Annotated in this window: 15 protein-coding genes; 4 read left to right on the top strand and 11 right to left on the bottom strand. The window is 72.8% G+C overall.

Annotated elements, in window-relative coordinates; genetic code table 11:
- The first annotated feature begins 180 nt into the window (after positions 1-180).
- Entirely contained in the window at positions 181-1,050 is an 870-nt protein-coding gene (locus tag AB0O19_RS06455) for a 3-hydroxybutyryl-CoA dehydrogenase (RefSeq protein WP_363583810.1), read from the top strand.
- Between the two features lie 69 nt (positions 1,051-1,119).
- Here AB0O19_RS06455 and AB0O19_RS06450 read toward each other — a convergent pair whose 3' ends face one another.
- The 8 genes from AB0O19_RS06450 to infC all read right to left on the bottom strand — a co-directional run bounded on the left by AB0O19_RS06450 (position 1,120) and on the right by infC (position 9,900).
- Positions 1,120-1,962, bottom strand: a complete 843-nt coding sequence (locus tag AB0O19_RS06450) for a chitosanase (protein WP_363583812.1) — start codon at positions 1,960-1,962, stop codon at positions 1,120-1,122.
- A gap of 207 nt (positions 1,963-2,169) precedes the next feature.
- Positions 2,170-4,671, bottom strand: a complete 2,502-nt coding sequence (gene pheT, locus AB0O19_RS06445; RefSeq protein WP_363583814.1) for a phenylalanine--tRNA ligase subunit beta — start codon at positions 4,669-4,671, stop codon at positions 2,170-2,172.
- Positions 4,671-5,792: a phenylalanine--tRNA ligase subunit alpha gene (pheS, locus tag AB0O19_RS06440; RefSeq protein ID WP_363372880.1), complete on the bottom strand. Its 1,122-nt coding sequence runs from the start codon at positions 5,790-5,792 to the stop codon at positions 4,671-4,673. Before pheS ends, pheT begins: the two co-directional genes overlap by 1 nt.
- A 335-nt stretch (positions 5,793-6,127) precedes the next feature.
- A complete protein-coding gene (locus AB0O19_RS06435) occupies positions 6,128-7,231 on the bottom strand; it encodes an ATP-binding protein (RefSeq protein WP_363618183.1) in 1,104 nt (367 codons plus the stop codon).
- Positions 7,232-7,341: 110 nt separating this feature from the next.
- Entirely contained in the window at positions 7,342-8,208 is an 867-nt protein-coding gene (locus AB0O19_RS06430) for an RNA methyltransferase (RefSeq protein ID WP_350877932.1), read from the bottom strand.
- Between the two features lie 104 nt (positions 8,209-8,312).
- Complete coding sequence (gene rplT, locus AB0O19_RS06425; protein ID WP_030055649.1) at positions 8,313-8,708, bottom strand: 50S ribosomal protein L20; 396 nt, start codon at positions 8,706-8,708, stop codon at positions 8,313-8,315.
- Positions 8,709-8,817: 109 nt separating this feature from the next.
- Positions 8,818-9,012, bottom strand: coding sequence for a 50S ribosomal protein L35 (gene rpmI / locus AB0O19_RS06420; protein ID WP_030055648.1), 195 nt, complete (start codon positions 9,010-9,012; stop codon positions 8,818-8,820).
- A 141-nt stretch (positions 9,013-9,153) separates the two neighbouring features.
- Entirely contained in the window at positions 9,154-9,900 is a 747-nt protein-coding gene (gene infC / locus AB0O19_RS06415) for a translation initiation factor IF-3 (RefSeq protein WP_363618492.1), read from the bottom strand.
- Positions 9,901-10,382: 482 nt separating this feature from the next.
- Here infC and AB0O19_RS06410 point away from each other — a divergent pair, with 482 nt between their 5' ends.
- The gene (locus AB0O19_RS06410; protein ID WP_350877933.1) at positions 10,383-10,760 is read left to right on the top strand and encodes a DUF1844 domain-containing protein; all 378 of its coding nucleotides are present in this window, start codon (positions 10,383-10,385) and stop codon (positions 10,758-10,760) included.
- Between the two features lie 76 nt (positions 10,761-10,836).
- Here the strand turns inward: AB0O19_RS06410 and AB0O19_RS06405 are convergent, their stop codons facing one another.
- On the bottom strand, positions 10,837-11,610 hold the full coding sequence (locus AB0O19_RS06405; RefSeq protein WP_363618181.1) for an SseB family protein: 774 nt from the start codon (positions 11,608-11,610) through the stop codon (positions 10,837-10,839).
- Positions 11,611-11,701: 91 nt separating this feature from the next.
- On the opposite strand from AB0O19_RS06405, the gene AB0O19_RS06400 reads away from it, so the two are divergent.
- On the top strand, positions 11,702-12,925 hold the full coding sequence (locus AB0O19_RS06400) for an alanine racemase (RefSeq protein ID WP_363618179.1): 1,224 nt from the start codon (positions 11,702-11,704) through the stop codon (positions 12,923-12,925).
- A gap of 292 nt (positions 12,926-13,217) precedes the next feature.
- Positions 13,218-14,141: a lytic polysaccharide monooxygenase gene (locus AB0O19_RS06395; RefSeq protein ID WP_363618177.1), complete on the top strand. Its 924-nt coding sequence runs from the start codon at positions 13,218-13,220 to the stop codon at positions 14,139-14,141.
- Positions 14,142-14,294: 153 nt separating this feature from the next.
- Here the strand turns inward: AB0O19_RS06395 and AB0O19_RS06390 are convergent, their stop codons facing one another.
- On the bottom strand, positions 14,295-15,476 hold the full coding sequence (locus AB0O19_RS06390; protein ID WP_363618175.1) for a DUF2510 domain-containing protein: 1,182 nt from the start codon (positions 15,474-15,476) through the stop codon (positions 14,295-14,297).
- 128 nt (positions 15,477-15,604) lie between these two features.
- Positions 15,605-16,393 carry a 3-oxoacyl-ACP reductase gene (locus AB0O19_RS06385; protein ID WP_363583826.1) on the bottom strand — a complete coding sequence of 263 codons (789 nt, stop codon included), beginning with the start codon at positions 16,391-16,393 and terminating at the stop codon, positions 15,605-15,607.

Below are 16,393 nucleotides of genomic sequence, written 5' to 3'. Positions count from 1 at the left end.
CGGACGACGTCTCGCACTGGCACCCGGCCGGGGAGGGGGTGACCTACTGGCCGGTACGGAGTAGTAACGTCGTCGGGACGGTGACCGGTGCACCCATTCCGGCACACCGGCCCGTTGACCAGCAGCTCGCTGGGCCACCAGTTCGCTGGGCGATCCCCAGCACCACCGAAGGGCAACTGAGTGAGTGACATCGCGCGCGTCGGAGTGATCGGCTGCGGCCTGATGGGGTCGGGCATCGCGGAGGTCTTCGCCCGGGCCGGGCTGGACGTCCTGGTGGCGGAGGCCAGCGGCGAGGCGCTGGAGTTCGGCCGCACCCGGCTGACCAACTCCCTGGACACGGCGGTCAAGCGCGGCAAGCTGAGCCCGGAGCTGCGGGACGAGGCGCTGGCCCGGCTGACCTTCACCGTGGACCTGTCCGACTTCGCCGACCGCGACCTGGTGGTCGAGGCGGTCGCCGAGCGCGAGGACATCAAGGTCAAGATCTTCCAGACCCTGGACCAGGTGGTCGAGCGCCGGGACGCGATCCTCGCCTCCAACACCTCGTCGATCCCGATCGTGAAGCTGGCCGCCGCCACCTCCCGCCCCGAGCAGGTGATCGGCCTGCACTTCTTCAACCCGGCGCCGGTGCAGAAGCTGGTCGAGGTCATCCCGACGCTGACCACCTCGGCGGTGACCACGGAGCGGGTCGAGGCCTTCGCCTCCCAGGAGCTCGGCAAGGAGCCGATCCGCGCCCGCGACCGGGCCGGCTTCGTGGTCAACGCGCTGCTGGTGCCCTACCTGCTGTCCGCGGTGCGGATGTTCGAGTCGGGTGTGGCCACCGCCTCCGACATCGACAAGGGCATGGAGGCCGGCTGCGCCCACCCGATGGGCCCGCTGCGGCTGTGCGACCTGATCGGCCTGGACACCATCGTCTCGATCGCCGAGTCGATGTACGACGAGTACAAGGAGCCGCTGTACGCGGCTCCCCCGCTGCTCTCCCGGATGGTCGACGCGGGCCTGCTGGGCCGCAAGTCCGGCCGCGGCTTCTACGACTACACCGCGAGCGCCTGAGCACCGGCCGGTGGACGGCGGCGGGGCCCGGGAGCGATGTGCCGCTCCCGGGCCCCGCTTGGCGTTCCGTCAGCTGTTGATGGCGTAACTGTCGCCGTAGACCTTCCACTTGAGCGGCGGGTTGAGGTCGAAGTTCTTCGCGTTGAGGAAGACCGACTGCTCGGTGTCGACCCGGCTGGTGTCGGAGTGGGCCTGCTCCTTCTTCATGACCACCTTGCGGGCGTCCAGGAAGGCCTTGAGGTAGGTGGCCTCGTCGCCACCCTGGGCGGGGGTCTTGGCCTTCTTCAGGGCGGCGGCGCGGATGCCGCCGAAGCTGTCCGAGCTGTTGCCGGGGCCGTGCATGACGATGGCGTCGTAGTAGGCGAACTGGCCGAGCGCGCGCAGGCCGTCGGACTTGGCCTGGTTGACGGCGGGGTTGAAGTACACCCGGTCGCGCTCGTCGTTCTGGGCCTGCTGGAAGACCGTGTCCTTGGCGGCGGCGGCCCAGTCGTTGACGAAGGGGGTGCCGAGGCCGGCGTGCGAGGCGCTGCCGTTGACCTTCTTCAGGGCCGGCAGGTACTTGGCGAGGACGTTGCCCGGCTTGAGGTCGGTGTAGTGCTGGACGAGGTCCAGCATGTCGCCGGTGCCGGAGCAGAAGCCGATGATGCCGCCGGTGTAGCCGCGCCCGTCGCCGATGTCCTCGATGTACTTGTACTGGGCCTTCCAGTCCAGCGAGGAGTTCTCCGCGCTGGACACCAGCTGCATCGCGATGTCCTTCTTGTGCGGGTCGTCCAGCCCGACTCCCTTGAGCTGGACGGACGTCGCGGACGGCGGCGCGGCGGTGGCGGCGCCGGCGGCCGCGACCGTGAGGGGGGCGGCCACCAGGGCGGCGGCGAGGGCGATGCGGAGGGCATGGTGGTGCTGGGGACGCATACGATGCTCCGTTTCCTCGGGGGGTTAGGAAACTTTCCTAACGAGAATTAAGGCCCTCCTTCCCTGTCCCCGCAAGGGTTTTGACAAAGTCTCTTCAAGGCTCTTCAAAGACGCAGGTCAGACCACAGGCCCAGGGGGCGGGCCCCGGGCAACGCGAAGGGCCCCGTCCGGACCGAGGTCCGGACGGGGCCCTGGGGCCTGACGGGATCAGGCGCCGCGCAGCACCGCGCCGGTGCGGGCGACGGCCTCGGCGACGGCCGCCTCGCGGGCGGCGGTCGCCTCGTCGGCGGTCAGCGTGCGGTCCGCGGCGCGGAAGCGCAGCGCGTACGCCAGCGACTTGCGGCCCTCGCCGACCTGCTCGCCGGTGAAGACGTCGAACAGCCGGATGGCCTCCAGCAGTTCGCCCGCGCCGGAGCGCAGCGCGGCCTCCACGTCGGCGGCCGGAACGGCGGCGTCGACGATCAGCGCGACGTCCTGGGTGGCCACCGGGAAGCCGGAGACCGCAGGGCCGTTGACCTTCTCGGCGCCGTCCGCGGTGAGCAGGTCGACGTCGATCTCCATCGCGCTGGTGCGGGCCGGCAGGCCGAGCGCCTTGACGACGCGCGGGTGCAGCTCACCGGCGTGGCCGACCACCCGGTCGGTGCCGGTGACGACCAGCTCGGCGCAGCGGCCCGGGTGCCACGGCGCCCGCTGCCCCTGCCGGACGGTCAGCTCGACGCCGGCCGCGCGGGCCACCGTACGGGCCGCCTCGACGGCGTCCGCCCAGGACGCCACGGCGCCCTGGCCCCACCAGCCGGACGGCAGCCGCTCACCCGCGAGGGCGACGGCGACCCGGCGCGGCTGGTCCGGCAGCGCGGCGTCCAGCGCGGCCAGCTCCTCGGCGCTGGGCCGGCGGTCGACGGCCGGACGCGGGGCCACGGACAGCTCGTCCTTGGGCAGGAAGACGGTGCCGGTCTCGTAGATCGCCAGGTCGGTGTTGCCGCGGCCGACGTTGCGGCGCAGCGAGCCGAGCAGGCCCGGCAGCAGCGTGGTGCGCAGCGCCGGCTCCTCGTCGTTGAGCGGGTTGACCAGCTTGACGGTGCGCCGGCGCCGGTCGTCCGGCTCCAGGCCGAGCGCCTCGAAGGCGCTCTCGCCGAGGAACGGGTAGTTGTTGACCTCGACGTAACCGGCCCCGGCCAGCGCGACGCCGATCCGGCGGTGGACGCGCTGGGCCTCGGTCAGGCCCTTGCCCGGGGGCACGTTGGGCATCCGGGCGGGGACGTTGTCGTAGCCCTCCAGCCGGATGACCTCCTCCGCGAGGTCGTACGGGTCGGTGAGGTCGGGGCGCCAGGTCGGCGGGGTGACCTCCAGGACGTCGGCGCCGGCGACCGAGCAGCCGATCTCCTGCAGGCGCCGGGTCACGGTCTCGCGGCCGTACGCGGTGCCGGCGACCCGGTCGGGCAGGTCGGCGGAGATGGTGATGGTGCGCACCGGGTGCGGGGCGGCGATGTCGGTGACCCCGGCCTCGGCGGTGCCGCCGGCGATCAGGACCAGCAGGTCGACGGCGCGCTGGGCGGCGGCGCGGGCGGCCTCCGGGTCGACGCCGCGCTCGAAGCGCTTGGACGCCTCGGAGGGCAGCTTGTGCCGCTTGGCGGCGCGGGCGACGGCGACCGGCTCGAAGTGCGCCGCCTCGATGATCACCTCGGTGGTGCCCGGGCCGGCGGCCGGGTCGAGGATCTCGGTGGAGGCACCGCCCATGACGCCGGCCAGGCCGATCGGGCCGCTGTTGTCGCAGATCAGCAGGTCCTCGGCGGAGAGCTTGCGCTGCACGCCGTCGAGGGTGGTGAGGCTCTCGCCCTGCTCCGCCCGGCGGACCGTGATCGGGCCGCTCACGCGCTGCTTGTCGTAGGCGTGCAGCGGCTGGCCGACCTCCAGCATCACGTAGTTGGTGATGTCGACGGTCAGCGAGATCGGGCGGATGCCGGCCTTCTGGAGGCGGCGCTGCAGCCAGATCGGGGACTTGGCGGTCGGGTCGATGCCGACGACCGTGCGGGCCACGAAACGGTCGCACCCGGCCGGGTCGTTGACCTTGACCAGGTAGCCGAAGGAGTTGGCCGGCGGCACGTCGAGCAGCGCCGGGTCGGCCAGCGGCAGCCCGTACGCGGCGGCGGCCTCGCGGGCGACGCCGCGCAGCGACAGGCAGTAGCCGCGGTCCGGGGTGACGGCGATGTCCAGCACCTCGTCGACCAGCTGGAGCAGCTCGATCGCGTCGGTGCCGGGCTCGAACTCCGGCGGGAGCACGATGATGCCGTCGTGGTCGTCGCCCATGCCGAGCTCGCGGGCCGAGCAGATCATGCCGGCCGAGGTGCGGCCGTAGGTCTGGCGGGCCGCGATCGGGAAGGGGCCGGGCAGCACGGCGCCCGGGAGCACCACGACGACCTTGTCGCCGACGGCGAAGTTGGTGGCGCCGCAGACGATCTCCTGCGGCTCGCCGGTGCCGTTGGCGTCGCCGACGTTGACGAGGCAGTGCCGGATCGGCTTCTTGAAGCCGGTCAGCTGCTCGATGGAGAGCACCTCGCCGACGACCAGCGGGCCCTTGAGGTCGCCGCCGAGCTGCTCGACGGTCTCGACCTCCAGGCCGGCCCGGACCAGGCGCTCCGCCACGTCACGGCCGGTCTCGCCGGCCGGCAGGTCGACGTACTCACGCAGCCAGGAAAGCGGGACGCGCATCAGATCTCCATCCCGAACGGGAGGGTGAAGCGCACGTCACCCTCGACCATGTCGCGCATGTCGGCGACGTTGTGACGATTCATCAGGATCCGCTCCAGGCCCAGGCCGAAGGCGAACCCGCTGTAGCGGTTGGGGTCGACGCCGCAGGCGACCAGCACGCGCGGGTTGACCACGCCGCAGCCGCCGAGCTCGATCCAGCCCTCGGAGGAGCAGGTCCGGCAGGGGCGGTCCGGGTTGCCGACGCTCTCGCCGCGGCACACGAAGCACTGCAGGTCGATCTCGGCGCTCGGCTCGGTGAACGGGAAGTACGAGGGGCGCCAGCGCAGCTCCAGGCCGCCGCCGATCAGCTTCTCGACCAGCACCTCGATGGTGCCCTTGAGGTCGGCGAAGGTGATGCCCTCGTCCACCGCGAGGCCCTCGACCTGGCGGAACACCGGGGTGTGCGTGGCGTCCAGCTCGTCGGTGCGGTAGACGCGGCCGGGGCAGACCACGTAGACCGGGGGCTCGCGGTCGAGCAGGGTGCGGGCCTGGACCGGGGAGGTCTGGGTGCGCATCACCACGCCGGAGTCGGCGGAGCCGTCCGGGGCCTGTACGAAGAAGGTGTCCTGCATCGAGCGGGCCGGGTGGTCCGGGCCCAGGTTGAGGGCGTCGAAGTTCAGCCACTCGGCCTCGGCCTCGGGGCCCTCGGCGACCTGGTAGCCCATCGCGACGAAGGTGTCCTCGATGCGCTCGGCCAGGGTGGTCAGCGGGTGCCGGGCGCCGCGCGGGGCACGGTCGTACGGCAGCGTGACGTCCACCGCCTCCTCGACCAGCACGCGGGCGTCGCGCTCCGCCTCCAGCTCGGCCTGCCGCTTGGCGAGGGCCTTGTTGACGGCGCCGCGGGCCTGGCCGATCAGCTTGCCGGCGGCGGCCTTGGCGTGCGGGGGCAGGGCGCCGATCTCGCGGTTGGCGAGGGAGAGCGCGGAACGGTCGCCGGTGTGGGCGACCTTGGCCTCCTTCAGCTCGTCGAGCGTGCTGGCGGCGGCGAAGGCGGCGACGGCCTCGTCCCGCGCCTGCTCCACCACCTCGGGCTTGAGGGCCTCGACCTCGACCGGGTCGTACGACTTGTTGGGTGCCGACATCTCTATCTTCCCGTGCTCCTGCTCGTCCGTGCTCAGGTAAGGGTGGCTCTCCCCTGCGGTACGCCCGGCGTGGCCGGGGCACGGGCAGCCGTTCTCCGTACGACGGGGAAGAGGGGTGTCCGCGGCTCAGCCGCACAGGGCGTCCCACAACGCCAAAGGTCGAGTGTAGTCGCAGCGCGTAGCGCGGCTGCCTGGAAGCCCGTCCAGCGGGACCGCGGAGCATGCGTTCATGCTCCTTCAGAGCATGCCCCGCTCGTCGTCATGCTCCTTCAGAGCATGCTCTGCTTGTCGTTCATGCTCCTTCAGAGCATGCTCTGCTTGTCGTTCATGCTCCTTCAGAGCATGAAGTCCGGAACGCTGGCGGGCAGGATAAATCGGAACCGGGCGCCGCCGCAGGGCGCCCGGTCGACCCGGATCGAGCCGCCGTGGGCCTCCACGATGCCCTTGACGATGTACAGGCCCAGGCCGGTGCCGCCGCGCTTGGAACCGCGCCAGAAGCGGGTGAAGACGCGCGGCATCGACTCCTCGGGGATGCCGCTTCCTTCGTCGCTCACGGTGACCGCGGTTCCTTCCACGATGCGGGGAGGGGTGCCCGAGCGCTCCCAGAGGGGCGCCTCGACGACCTCCTTGGCCGGTGCCACCTCGATCGTGACAGTTCCCTCGCCGTGGCGCACCGCGTTTTCCAGCAGGTTGGCCAGCACCTGGTCGACCTTGTCCGGGTCGGCCCACAGGACGGTCAGCGGCTCGCTGATCCGGACGTCGAAGCGCTCCTCGGGGATGCCGGTGGCGACCTTGCGCTCGACGTGCCGGCGCACCGCGGCGGCCAGGTCGACCACCTGCTTGCGCAGTTCCAGCCGGCCGGCGTCGATCCGGGAGATGTCCAGCAGTTCGGCGATCAGCCGGGTGACCCGGTCGGCGTCGGCGTCCACCGTCTCCAGCATCAGCCGCTTCTGCCCGTCGGTGAAGCGCTCCCACTTGGCCAGCAGCGTCGCCGTGAAGCCCTTGACGCTGGTGAGCGGCGAGCGCAGCTCGTGGGCGACGGTGGCGATCAGCTCGGCGTGGCTGCGCTCGGTGCGGCGCCGGGCCTCGGTGCCGCGCAGCGCGATCACCACCCGCTGCGGCGGCCCCAGCGGCACGTCCCGGACGTACCGGGCGGAGACCAGCACCTCGCGGCCGCCGGGCAGCAGCAGGTTGCGCTCCGGCTGGCCGGTGCGGGTGGCCAGGCCGCCGTACGGGTCGGTCAGCTGCCACCAGCGGCGGCCGTCCAGGTCCTCCAGCGGGAGGACGTCCTCCAGCCCGCTGCCGAGCGCGGCCTCCGGGGGCAGGCCGGTGAGCCGGGCCGCGGCCCGGTTGAAGCAGACCACCCGGCCCAGCGCATCGGCGACCACCAGGCCGTCCGGTAGGTCGTCCGGGTCGAGCTCTGGCCCGCTGCCGACCATGGGTGTCCTCCCCGATTACCCACCGTGCCGTTCCCCCCACAGAGGCAGACCCTAGCGCCTCGCAGCCCCCTGTAGTAGGCCCTCGGCCGGTGGCGCCGGGAGCGTGCGGGTCAGGCGTTCGAGCGGCAGCCGCCGGGCGAGCGCTGCGCCCGGGCCGAGGCGTACAGGCAGACGGCCGCGGCGGTGGCCAGGTTGAGGCTCTCGGCGTGCCCGTGGATCGGGACGCGCACGACCTCGTCCGCCAGCGCGCGGGTCTCCTCCGGAAGCCCCCAGGCCTCGTTGCCGAACACCCACGCGCCGGGCGCGCCCAGGGTGCCCTCGTCGAGCTCCTGGTCCAGGTCGCGCTCCCCCGCGCCGTCCGCGGCGAGCACCCGGACCCCGGCCGCGCGCAGCTGCGCGACGGCCTCCTCGACCGGTACGCCGACCGCCACCGGCAGGTGGAACAGGCTGCCGACGGAGGCCCGGACGGCCTTCGGGTTGTACAGGTCCACCGAGGCGTCGGTGAGCACCACGGCGTCCGCGCCGGCCGCGTCGGCGGTGCGCAGCACGGTGCCGGCGTTGCCGGGGTCGCGGACGTGGGCGAGGACCGCGACGAGCTTGGGGCGAGCCTTGAGCACCTCGGCGAACGGGGTGTCGATGAAGCGGCAGAGCGCCACGATGCCCTGCGGGGTCACCGTGTCGCAGATGTCGGCGATCACCTCGTCGGTGGCGGTCAGCACCGGCAGCCCCTCGGCCAGCGTCGCCTCGACGATGGCGGCGTGCCGCTCGGCGGCCTCCGGGGTCACGTACACCTCGACCACGGCGTGCTCGGCCGAGCCCGGCAGCTGGCCGAAGGCAACGGCCTCCCGGACGGCCTGCGGGCCCTCGACCAGGAAGCGGCGCTCCTTGGTGCGCTGGTTCCGCTTGGCGAGCCGGCGGGCGGCGACGACGCGCGGCGAGCGCAGGGAGGTGAGCAGGGGGGTGTCGGTGCTCGGCATGGTCTCGTTCTCTGTGGCGGGCGGCGCTGAAGATCCGGGGAAACGCAGAACCGGACCCGCAGGGAGCCTGCGGGTCCGGTCGGAGCTCGACTGATCTCGGAAGATCAGGCGGCGTCGGCGGCAGCCTTGGGGGCGTTCACGTCGGCCGGCAGCGCCTTCTGGGCGACCTCGACCAGCGACGCGAACGCGCCCGGGTCGTTGACGGCCAGGTCGGCCAGCATCTTGCGGTCGATCTCGACGCTGGCGGCCTTCAGGCCCTGCACGAAGCGGTTGTAGGTGATGCCGTTGGCACGGGCCGCAGCGTTGATGCGCTGGATCCACAGCTGACGGAAGTCGCCCTTGCGCTTCTTGCGGTCGTTGAAGTTGTAGACCAGCGAGTGGGTGACCTGCTCCTTGGCCTTGCGGTACAGGCGCGAGCGCTGGCCACGGTAGCCGCTGGCGCGCTCCAGGATGACCCGGCGCTTCTTGTGGGCGTTGACTGCCCGCTTGACGCGTGCCACTTGATTACTCCTTGGGTTGGACCACGGACTACTTCACGTGGTCCGTCATTCGAATGGGTCGGGAAGGATCAGCTGACCCGCTCACGGCTCGCACCGGGCGGGAGGGCGATCACTTGCCGAGAAGCTTCTTGATCTTCTTGGCGTCAGCGGGGGCCAGCTCGACGGTCCCGGCCAGCTTGCGGGTCAGCGTCGAGGGCTTGTGCTCCAGGAGGTGGCGGCGGCCGGCGCGCTCGCGGAGCACCTTGCCAGAGCCACTGATCTTGAAGCGCTTGCTGGCGCCACTGTGCGTCTTCTGCTTCGGCATTTCGCCGTATCTCCTCGTCGGTCCCGTCCGCGCCCGCGCGGCCTGCGCCACGCGGGCGTGAACTGGATGGATCTGTGTGACCGGGCGGGGCGCCCCGTCACCTTGGGGCCGGTCTCCCGGGCCGCCCTGGCCGGTGAAGGCTCAGGCGCCCTGGGAGGCGGCCGGCTGCTCGACCGGAGCGTCGGCCTCGACGGCCGGTGCCTCGGCCGGGGCGTCCTGTGCCTCGGTCGCCTCATCGTCGGCGACCTCGTCGTCGACCAGCAGGTCGTCGTCCACCAGGTCGTCGTCCGCGGCGGCGTCGGAGCCGGGGGTACGGCCCTGACGCTCGGCCTTGCGGGCGTCGGCGAGGGCGCGGGCCTCGGCCATCGCCTCGGTCTTCTTCTTGTGCGGGCCAAGAACCATGATCATGTTTCGGCCGTCCTGCTTCGGCGACGACTCGATGAAGCCCAGGTCCTGGACGTCGTCGGCGAGCCGCTGCAGCAGGCGGAAGCCCAGCTCGGGGCGGGACTGCTCACGACCACGGAACATGATCGTGATCTTGACCTTGTCGCCCTGCTTGAGGAACCGGACGACGTGACCCTTCTTGGTGTCATAGTCGTGCGGGTCGATCTTCGGCCGGAGCTTCATCTCCTTGATGACCGTGTGCGCCTGGTTCTTGCGCGCCTCACGGGCCTTCATGGCCGACTCGTACTTGAACTTGCCGTAGTCCATGAGCTTGCACACCGGCGGCCGGGCGGTCGCCGCGACCTCGACCAGGTCGAGGTCGTACTCCTGCGCGAGCTCCAGCGCCTTGGCAAGCGGCACGATGCCGACCTGCTCGCCGCTGGGACCGACGAGTCGCACCTCCGGGACGCGAATCCGGTCGTTGATGCGGGGCTCGGTGCTGATGGGGCCTCCTCGGTTGCACCTTCTGCGATGCGGCCGTCGGACGGCGGACGCACGTAGTGGACTCGACCACTGGGCGGGGCTTCATTCGTGCTGCGCTGCCCGGCACCTGTTCGGCACCGTGTGCACCGCGACACGAAAAAAGCCCCGCTCGGTACAAGCGGGGCTCCACACAATCCGGGGGCAACACCCTGGTGAGGAGCGCTGCTGCGACTCGGCGCCGTGGCGCCCGTCGCGGACCGGGACCCGTCGACCCTGAGGTCGACCAGGTGGGAGACTTTCGCGGTTGCCCTCTCGGGCCTCCTGGGTGGAGCCTCCTCTTGCTGGCCAGGTGCCCATACGGGATCCCGGCCGGTCAGTCTCGAAGCATACAGCGCTGCGGAGTCGAACGCTATTCCGCCCCACCTCACCACCTTTGTCCGCCTCCGGAAGGGCCCTTGTACGCTCCAGGGGTACGGACACCGGCACGACGGAACGAGCCCCCCTTGAGCAGCGAGCCCACCAAGACCCCCGGCGCGGACGACGACGCGATCGGCTTCGACGACCTCACCCGGGACATCGCCGAGGTCCCGGCCGTCGAGGTGATCACCACCGTCGCGGTGCACCTGATGAGCGCCGCCGCGGTCAAGTGCGGCCTGGCCGAGGGCGGGGACAAGGACAAGGACCTCGACGAGGCCCGCAAGCTGATCACCGCGCTGGCCGGACTGGTCACCGCCGGCGCCCCGGAGATCAGCAACTTCCACGCGGCGCCCCTGCGGGACGGCCTGCGCTCGCTGCAGCTGGCCTTCCGCGAGGCCTCCATCGTCCCGGACGCGCCGGGCACGGGCCCGGGCGAGAAGTTCACCGGGCCGGTCTACTCCTGACCCGGACGCGACCCGGGGGCGGTGCGTCACGCGACGCACCGCCCCCGACGCACTTCCTACGGCTCCCCACCGCTCCCTACCGCCTGTAGAGCGGTTCCCCCGGCAGCTCCGCGCTCGCCGGCAGCACCGCGAGGTCCAGCCCCCGGTCCAGCCGCACCCGCAGCACCGGGTCTGCGGCCACCGCCCGCCCGACCCGCTGCACGGCAGCCTGCAGCCCGTCCTGGTCCAGCGCCGGGTCGAACACCACCGCGAGCACCCCGTCCGAGCCCTCCGAGGCCGCCAGCAGCCCGGTGAGCACCTGCGGCTCGGCCGCCAGCAGCCCGCGGACCGCCTCGCGCACCTCCGGGTCCCGGACCGGCGGCAGGAACGGGCGGTTCTCCGCGAGCGCCCGCAGCCGGGCGCCGCTCAGCTGGAAGGGCACCGGCCCGGCCGGGTCGACCAGCAGGGTGTCGGCGCGCTCGGAGAAGGCCACCATCGCGGCCTGCGGGGCCGCCGTCGGCGCCGGGCGGGCGTCGGCACGCCAACGGGCGAGCGAGTCGAGCGAGGTGAAGGCCGGCAGCGCGCGGCGCCCGTCCGGGGCCTCCAGCACCGGGACGGCCATGTCGCTGGTCTTCTCGTGCTTATGCCCGTGCTCGTCCACCTCGACCTCGCCGAGGATCGCGACGATCGGGACCATCAGCCGGGTGGGGGCCAGCGCCGCCAGCACCTCCGGCTCGGCCGCGCGGTCCTGCGACCAGCGGGCGAGGGCCTCGGCGAGCGCCGGGTCTGCGGTGCCGTCGTCGTCGGAGAAGCCGGGGTTCGGGATGCCCTTGCCGACGAACGCCGGGTTGGAGAAGTCTTTGCGGTCCACCCGCCCGACCCTATGCCACCGCGCGCGAGCCGCCCCATTTCCCCGCACGCGGGGCCTACCCACCGGTAGTGCGGTGTGGCACCCTGCGCCCATGGTGATCCTCGACGCACCCGCGACCGCTCCCGCTCCGGTCTCCGACCGCCTCCGGTACGACCGGGCCACCGCGCACCTGGACGGTCCGGTGGCCGTCGTCGACCTCGCCGCCTTCGACGCCAACGCCGCCGACCTGGTGCGCCGGGCCGCCGGCAAGCCGATCCGGGTGGCCAGCAAGTCGGTGCGCTGCCGGGCGCTGCTGGAACGCGCGCTGGCCGTGGACGGCTTCGCCGGGGTGATGAGCTACACCCTCGACGAGTCGCTCTGGCTGGCCCGCACCGGCGTGCGCGACGTCCTGCTCGCCTACCCCTCCGCCGACCGGGCCGGGTACACCGAGCTGACCGCCGATCCGGCGCTCGCCCGCGAGGTCACCGTCGTCCTCGACGACCCCGCCCAGCTGGACCTGATCGACAAGGCCCGCGGCGGCGACGCCGAGGTGCGGGTCTGCCTGGAGCTGGACACCGCGCTGCACCTGCTCGGCGGGCGGGTCCGGGTGGGCGCCCGGCGCTCCCCGCTGCGCACCCCCGAGGACCTCGGCGCCTTCGCCGAACTCGTCCAGCACCGCCGGGGCTTCCGGGTGGTCGGCCTGATGGCCTACGAGGGGCACGTCGCCGGGGTGGGCGACCAGGTGCCCGGCCGGCCGCTGCGCTCGCAGCTGATCCGGCTGATGCAGGCCAGGGCCAGGACCGAACTGGCCGAGCGGCGGGCGGCCGCGGTCCGGCGGCTGCGGCGGGTGGCCGAGCTGGAGTTCGTCAACGGCGGCGGCACCGGCAGCGTGGAGTCCACCGTGGCCGAGCGCGCGGTCACCGAGGTCGCGGCCGGCTCCGGGCTCTACCTGCCCCGGCTGTTCGACAACTACCGCTCGTTCCACGGCCGTCCGGCCGCGCTGTTCGGCCAGCCGGTGGTGCGCCGCCCCGGCGTCGGCGTGGTGACGGTGCTCGGCGGCGGCTACCCCGCCTCCGGCGCGGCCGGCCCGGACCGCTCGCCGGTGCCGTACCTGCCGCAGGGGCTGCGCTACGACCCGATGGAGGGCGCCGGGGAGGTGCAGACCCCGCTGCTCGGCGCGGCCGCGGACGACCTGCTGATCGGCGACCGGGTCTGGTTCCGGCACGCCAAGGCGGGCGAACTGTGCGAGCGCTTCGCCGAACTGCACCTGATCGAGGGCGATCGGATCGTCCGGACCGTCCCGACGTACCGGGGCGAGGGGAAGGCGTTCCTGTGACCGGTCGGCGGCCGGCGGCGGCCTGACCGTCCGAACGGCCGTCCGACGACCTTTCCGGAGCCTTAAGCGGGCCCGATGGAACGCCTAACCCGGCCGCTCCGTCGGGCCTTTGCCCTGTTCGGGGGCCTACAGTCCGTCAGAAAGCGTGGCACGCGCGACTATTGCCAGCTGGTCCAGACCAATCATACGCTCTGGCCAGGGGTCCGCGGTCCGGGCCGGCGGCCCCCGAACGGGCAGGCGTGTCCGCTCCCCCCACACCCGCCCGGAACGACGGTCAAGGAGTCCCCACCCCATGTCCATCAAGCGAAGTGCCCTGTCCGTCGGCGCGGTCGGCGCCGCGGCCCTCGCGGTGGCCGTTTCCACCGCAGGCACCGCCAGCGCCCACGGCACCATGACCAACCCGGTCAGCCGGGTCGCCGCCTGCTACGCCGAGGGCCCCGAGCACCCGGTGTCCCAGGTCTGCAAGGACCTCGTCGCCGCGAGCGGCACCCAGCCGCTGTACGACTGGAACGAGGTGAACATCGCCAACGCGGCCGGCAACCACCAGGCGCTGATCCCGGACGGCAAGCTCTGCTCGGCCAACCGCGACAAGTACCAGGCCCTGGACTGGCCGCGCACCGACTGGCCGGCCACCGCGGTCAAGGCGGGCGCCTTCACCTTCCAGTTCCGCACCACCGCGCCGCACGTGGGCACCCAGACCGTCTACATCACCAAGCCGGGCTACGACGCCACCAAGCCGCTGAAGTGGTCGGACCTCGACCCGACGCCGGTCGCCCAGGTGCAGGTCGACCGCACCGCCACCAACGGCTTCTACACCTACGCCGGCACCCTGCCGCAGCGCACCGGCCGCCAGCTGCTGTACACGGTCTGGCAGCGCAGCGACAGCCCGGAGGCGTTCTACAGCTGCTCCGACGTCGACTTCGGCGCGGCCACCGCGGCCGGTGCCCCGGCGGTTCCGGCGCTCGCCGCGCAGGCCCCGGCCGCGCCCAGCGACGCGCAGATCGCGGCCGACGCGCCCAAGTCCACGGTCGCCCACCACGGCCACGGCGGCGACCCCAACTCCCCGGCCGGCGCCGTGATCCCGACCGCCACCGCGGCCGTCGGCACGTCGGCCACCGGCCCGCTGCTGCTGGCCGGCGCCGCCGCGATCAGCGTCGGCTGGGCCGGCATGGTGCTCCGGCGCCGTCGCATCGAGGCTGTTCGACGCGACTCCTGACGCCGGACGCGGGGCCGGGGCGGCCAAACCCCCGTCCGGCCCGGTTCCGCGGCTCCACCCCGTCCGGTACGAACGGCGGCGGCCCACCCGGAGAGTGCTCTCCGGGTGGGCCGCCGCCGCGTGAGGAGCGGGTGGCCCAGGTGCTGGTGCCGCTCAGGTGCTGGTGCCGCCGGTGCCACCGGTGGCGCCGCCGGGAAGCCCGCCGCCCGGGATGGACGGCAGCTTGCCCTTGAAGTCGGCGATGCCGTTGACGATGGTGTCCATCAGGCCGAGGTCCGGCGCCTTGTCGGCGATGTCGAAGCCGAAGTGCACGGAGACCAGCGTCTTGCCGTCGGTGGACGGGAAGACCACCGTCTGCACGTAGCCGTTGTTGCCCTTGGGAGCGTCGACCTTCCAGCGGACCAGGTAGCCGTCCTGGCCGTTGACCTTGACCGCCTCGGACTTCAGCTCCTGGTGCCCGGTGATGGCGCCGTACGAGTCCTTGGCCGCCTTCTCGATGTCGGCCTTGGCGGCGGCCTGGGCGTCGGTGCCGCCGCCGCCGATCCGGCCGGTGGTCACCCCGCCGAGGGTGCACGATTCGCTGCCGTCCGGGCAGGTGTAGGCGCCGACCGTGAGCGCGGCGTAGCCGTCGCTGGTGTAGCCGCCCTGCCAGCCGGAGGGGACGGGCAGGGTGAGCCCGTTCACCAGGTCGATCGCGTTCCCGCCGCCGGGCCTGGTCTTGCCGCTGCCGCCGTTCCCGTTCCCGCCGGGCCCGCCGTTGCCACCGGTCCCGTTGCTGCCGTCGCCGCTGCCGCCGTTGTTGCCGTTGTTGCCGTTGCCGTTCCCGTTGTTGCCGTTGCCGTTCCCGCCGTTCCCGTTGCCGCCGAGGCCCGGGAAGCCGTTCCAGGGGCCGTTCTCGCCGTTCGGCACGGCCTGCCGGGCACTGCGCTGCGGGCGGTTGTCGCTGTGGCCGTCCATCGCCAGGTAGGTGATCCCGGAGCCGGTGCCCAGGCCGAGCAGCGCCGCGACGGTGGCGGCGATCACCATCGGGGACGGCCGGCGCCGGGGCTTGCGCGGCGGCGGTGCCTCGGAGCCGTAGGCGGTGCCGAAGGGCGGCGGCTCCGGGTAGCGGACGGTCGGCCCGCTGTCCAGCACCTCGCCCTGCAGCACCGTGGGCTCGTCGGCCGACCCCGGCCCCGGAGCCCCGGCCGCCGGGGGCACCGGCTCCGGGGCGTCCGAGGGTGCGGGCCGGGTGCTGGCCGTCCAACCCCTGCCGTCCCACCAGCGCTGCGGCCTCGGGTCGCCGCCGGTGTCCTTCGGGTCCGGGTACCACCCGGCGGGAATCTGCTCGCTCACAACAGAGAATCTAAAGGCACGCGGATAAACGCGAAATCAGCGCGACCTCGAATTCCGGTGGTTTTCGATGAGATTACGGTGAGAAGGGGCACGTCGGGCACGCTCAGGACTGTCGCGCCCGCCCGGGGCTACAGCGGGGTCACGTAGGCGCCCGAGATGCCGCCGTCCACCAGGAACTCGCTCGCCGTGATGAAGGACGAGTCGTCGCTCGCCAGGAAGGCCACCGCGGCGGCGATCTCCTCGGCCCGGGCGAACCGGCCCAACGGGATGTGCACCAGCCGGCGGGCCGCCCGCTCCGGGTCCGTGGCGAACAGCTCCCGCAGCAGCGGGGTGTCCACCGGCCCCGGTGACAGCGCGTTCACCCGGATCCCCTCCCGGGCGAACTGCACGCCCAGTTCCCGGGACATCGCCAGCACCCCGCCCTTGGAGGCGGTGTACGAGATCTGCGAGGTGGCCGCGCCCATCCGGGCCACGAAGCTGGCCGTGTTGATGATCGAGCCCCGCCCGTGCCGCCGCATGTACGGCAGCGCGGCCTTGCAGCACAGGAACACCGAGGTCAGGTTGACCTCCTGGACCTTGCGCCAGGCGTCCAGGCCGGTGGTCAGGATCGAGTCGTCCTCCGGCGGCGAGATGCCCGCGTTGTTGAACGCGACGTCCACGCTCCCGTACGTCTCGTACGCCTCGTCGAACAGCGCCTCGACCATGTACGGGTCGGTGACGTCGGTGTGCACGAACAGGCCGCCGACCTCCTTCGCGGCCGCCCGCCCGGACTGCTCGTCCACGTCCGCGCAGACCACCTTCGCGCCCTCCGAGGCGAGCCGGCGGGCCGCCGCCAGGCCGATCCCGCTGCCGGCGCCGGTGATCACGGCGGTGCGGCCGACCAGGCGGCGGCACACCGGTGCGTCGTTCTCCGTCAT

It is taken from the genome of Kitasatospora sp. NPDC091276 (assembly GCF_040684355.1).
Classification (GTDB): domain Bacteria; phylum Actinomycetota; class Actinomycetes; order Streptomycetales; family Streptomycetaceae; genus Kitasatospora.
The sequence above is the reverse complement of the archived record's forward strand: the minus strand, read 5'-3'. Positions and strand labels throughout refer to the sequence as shown.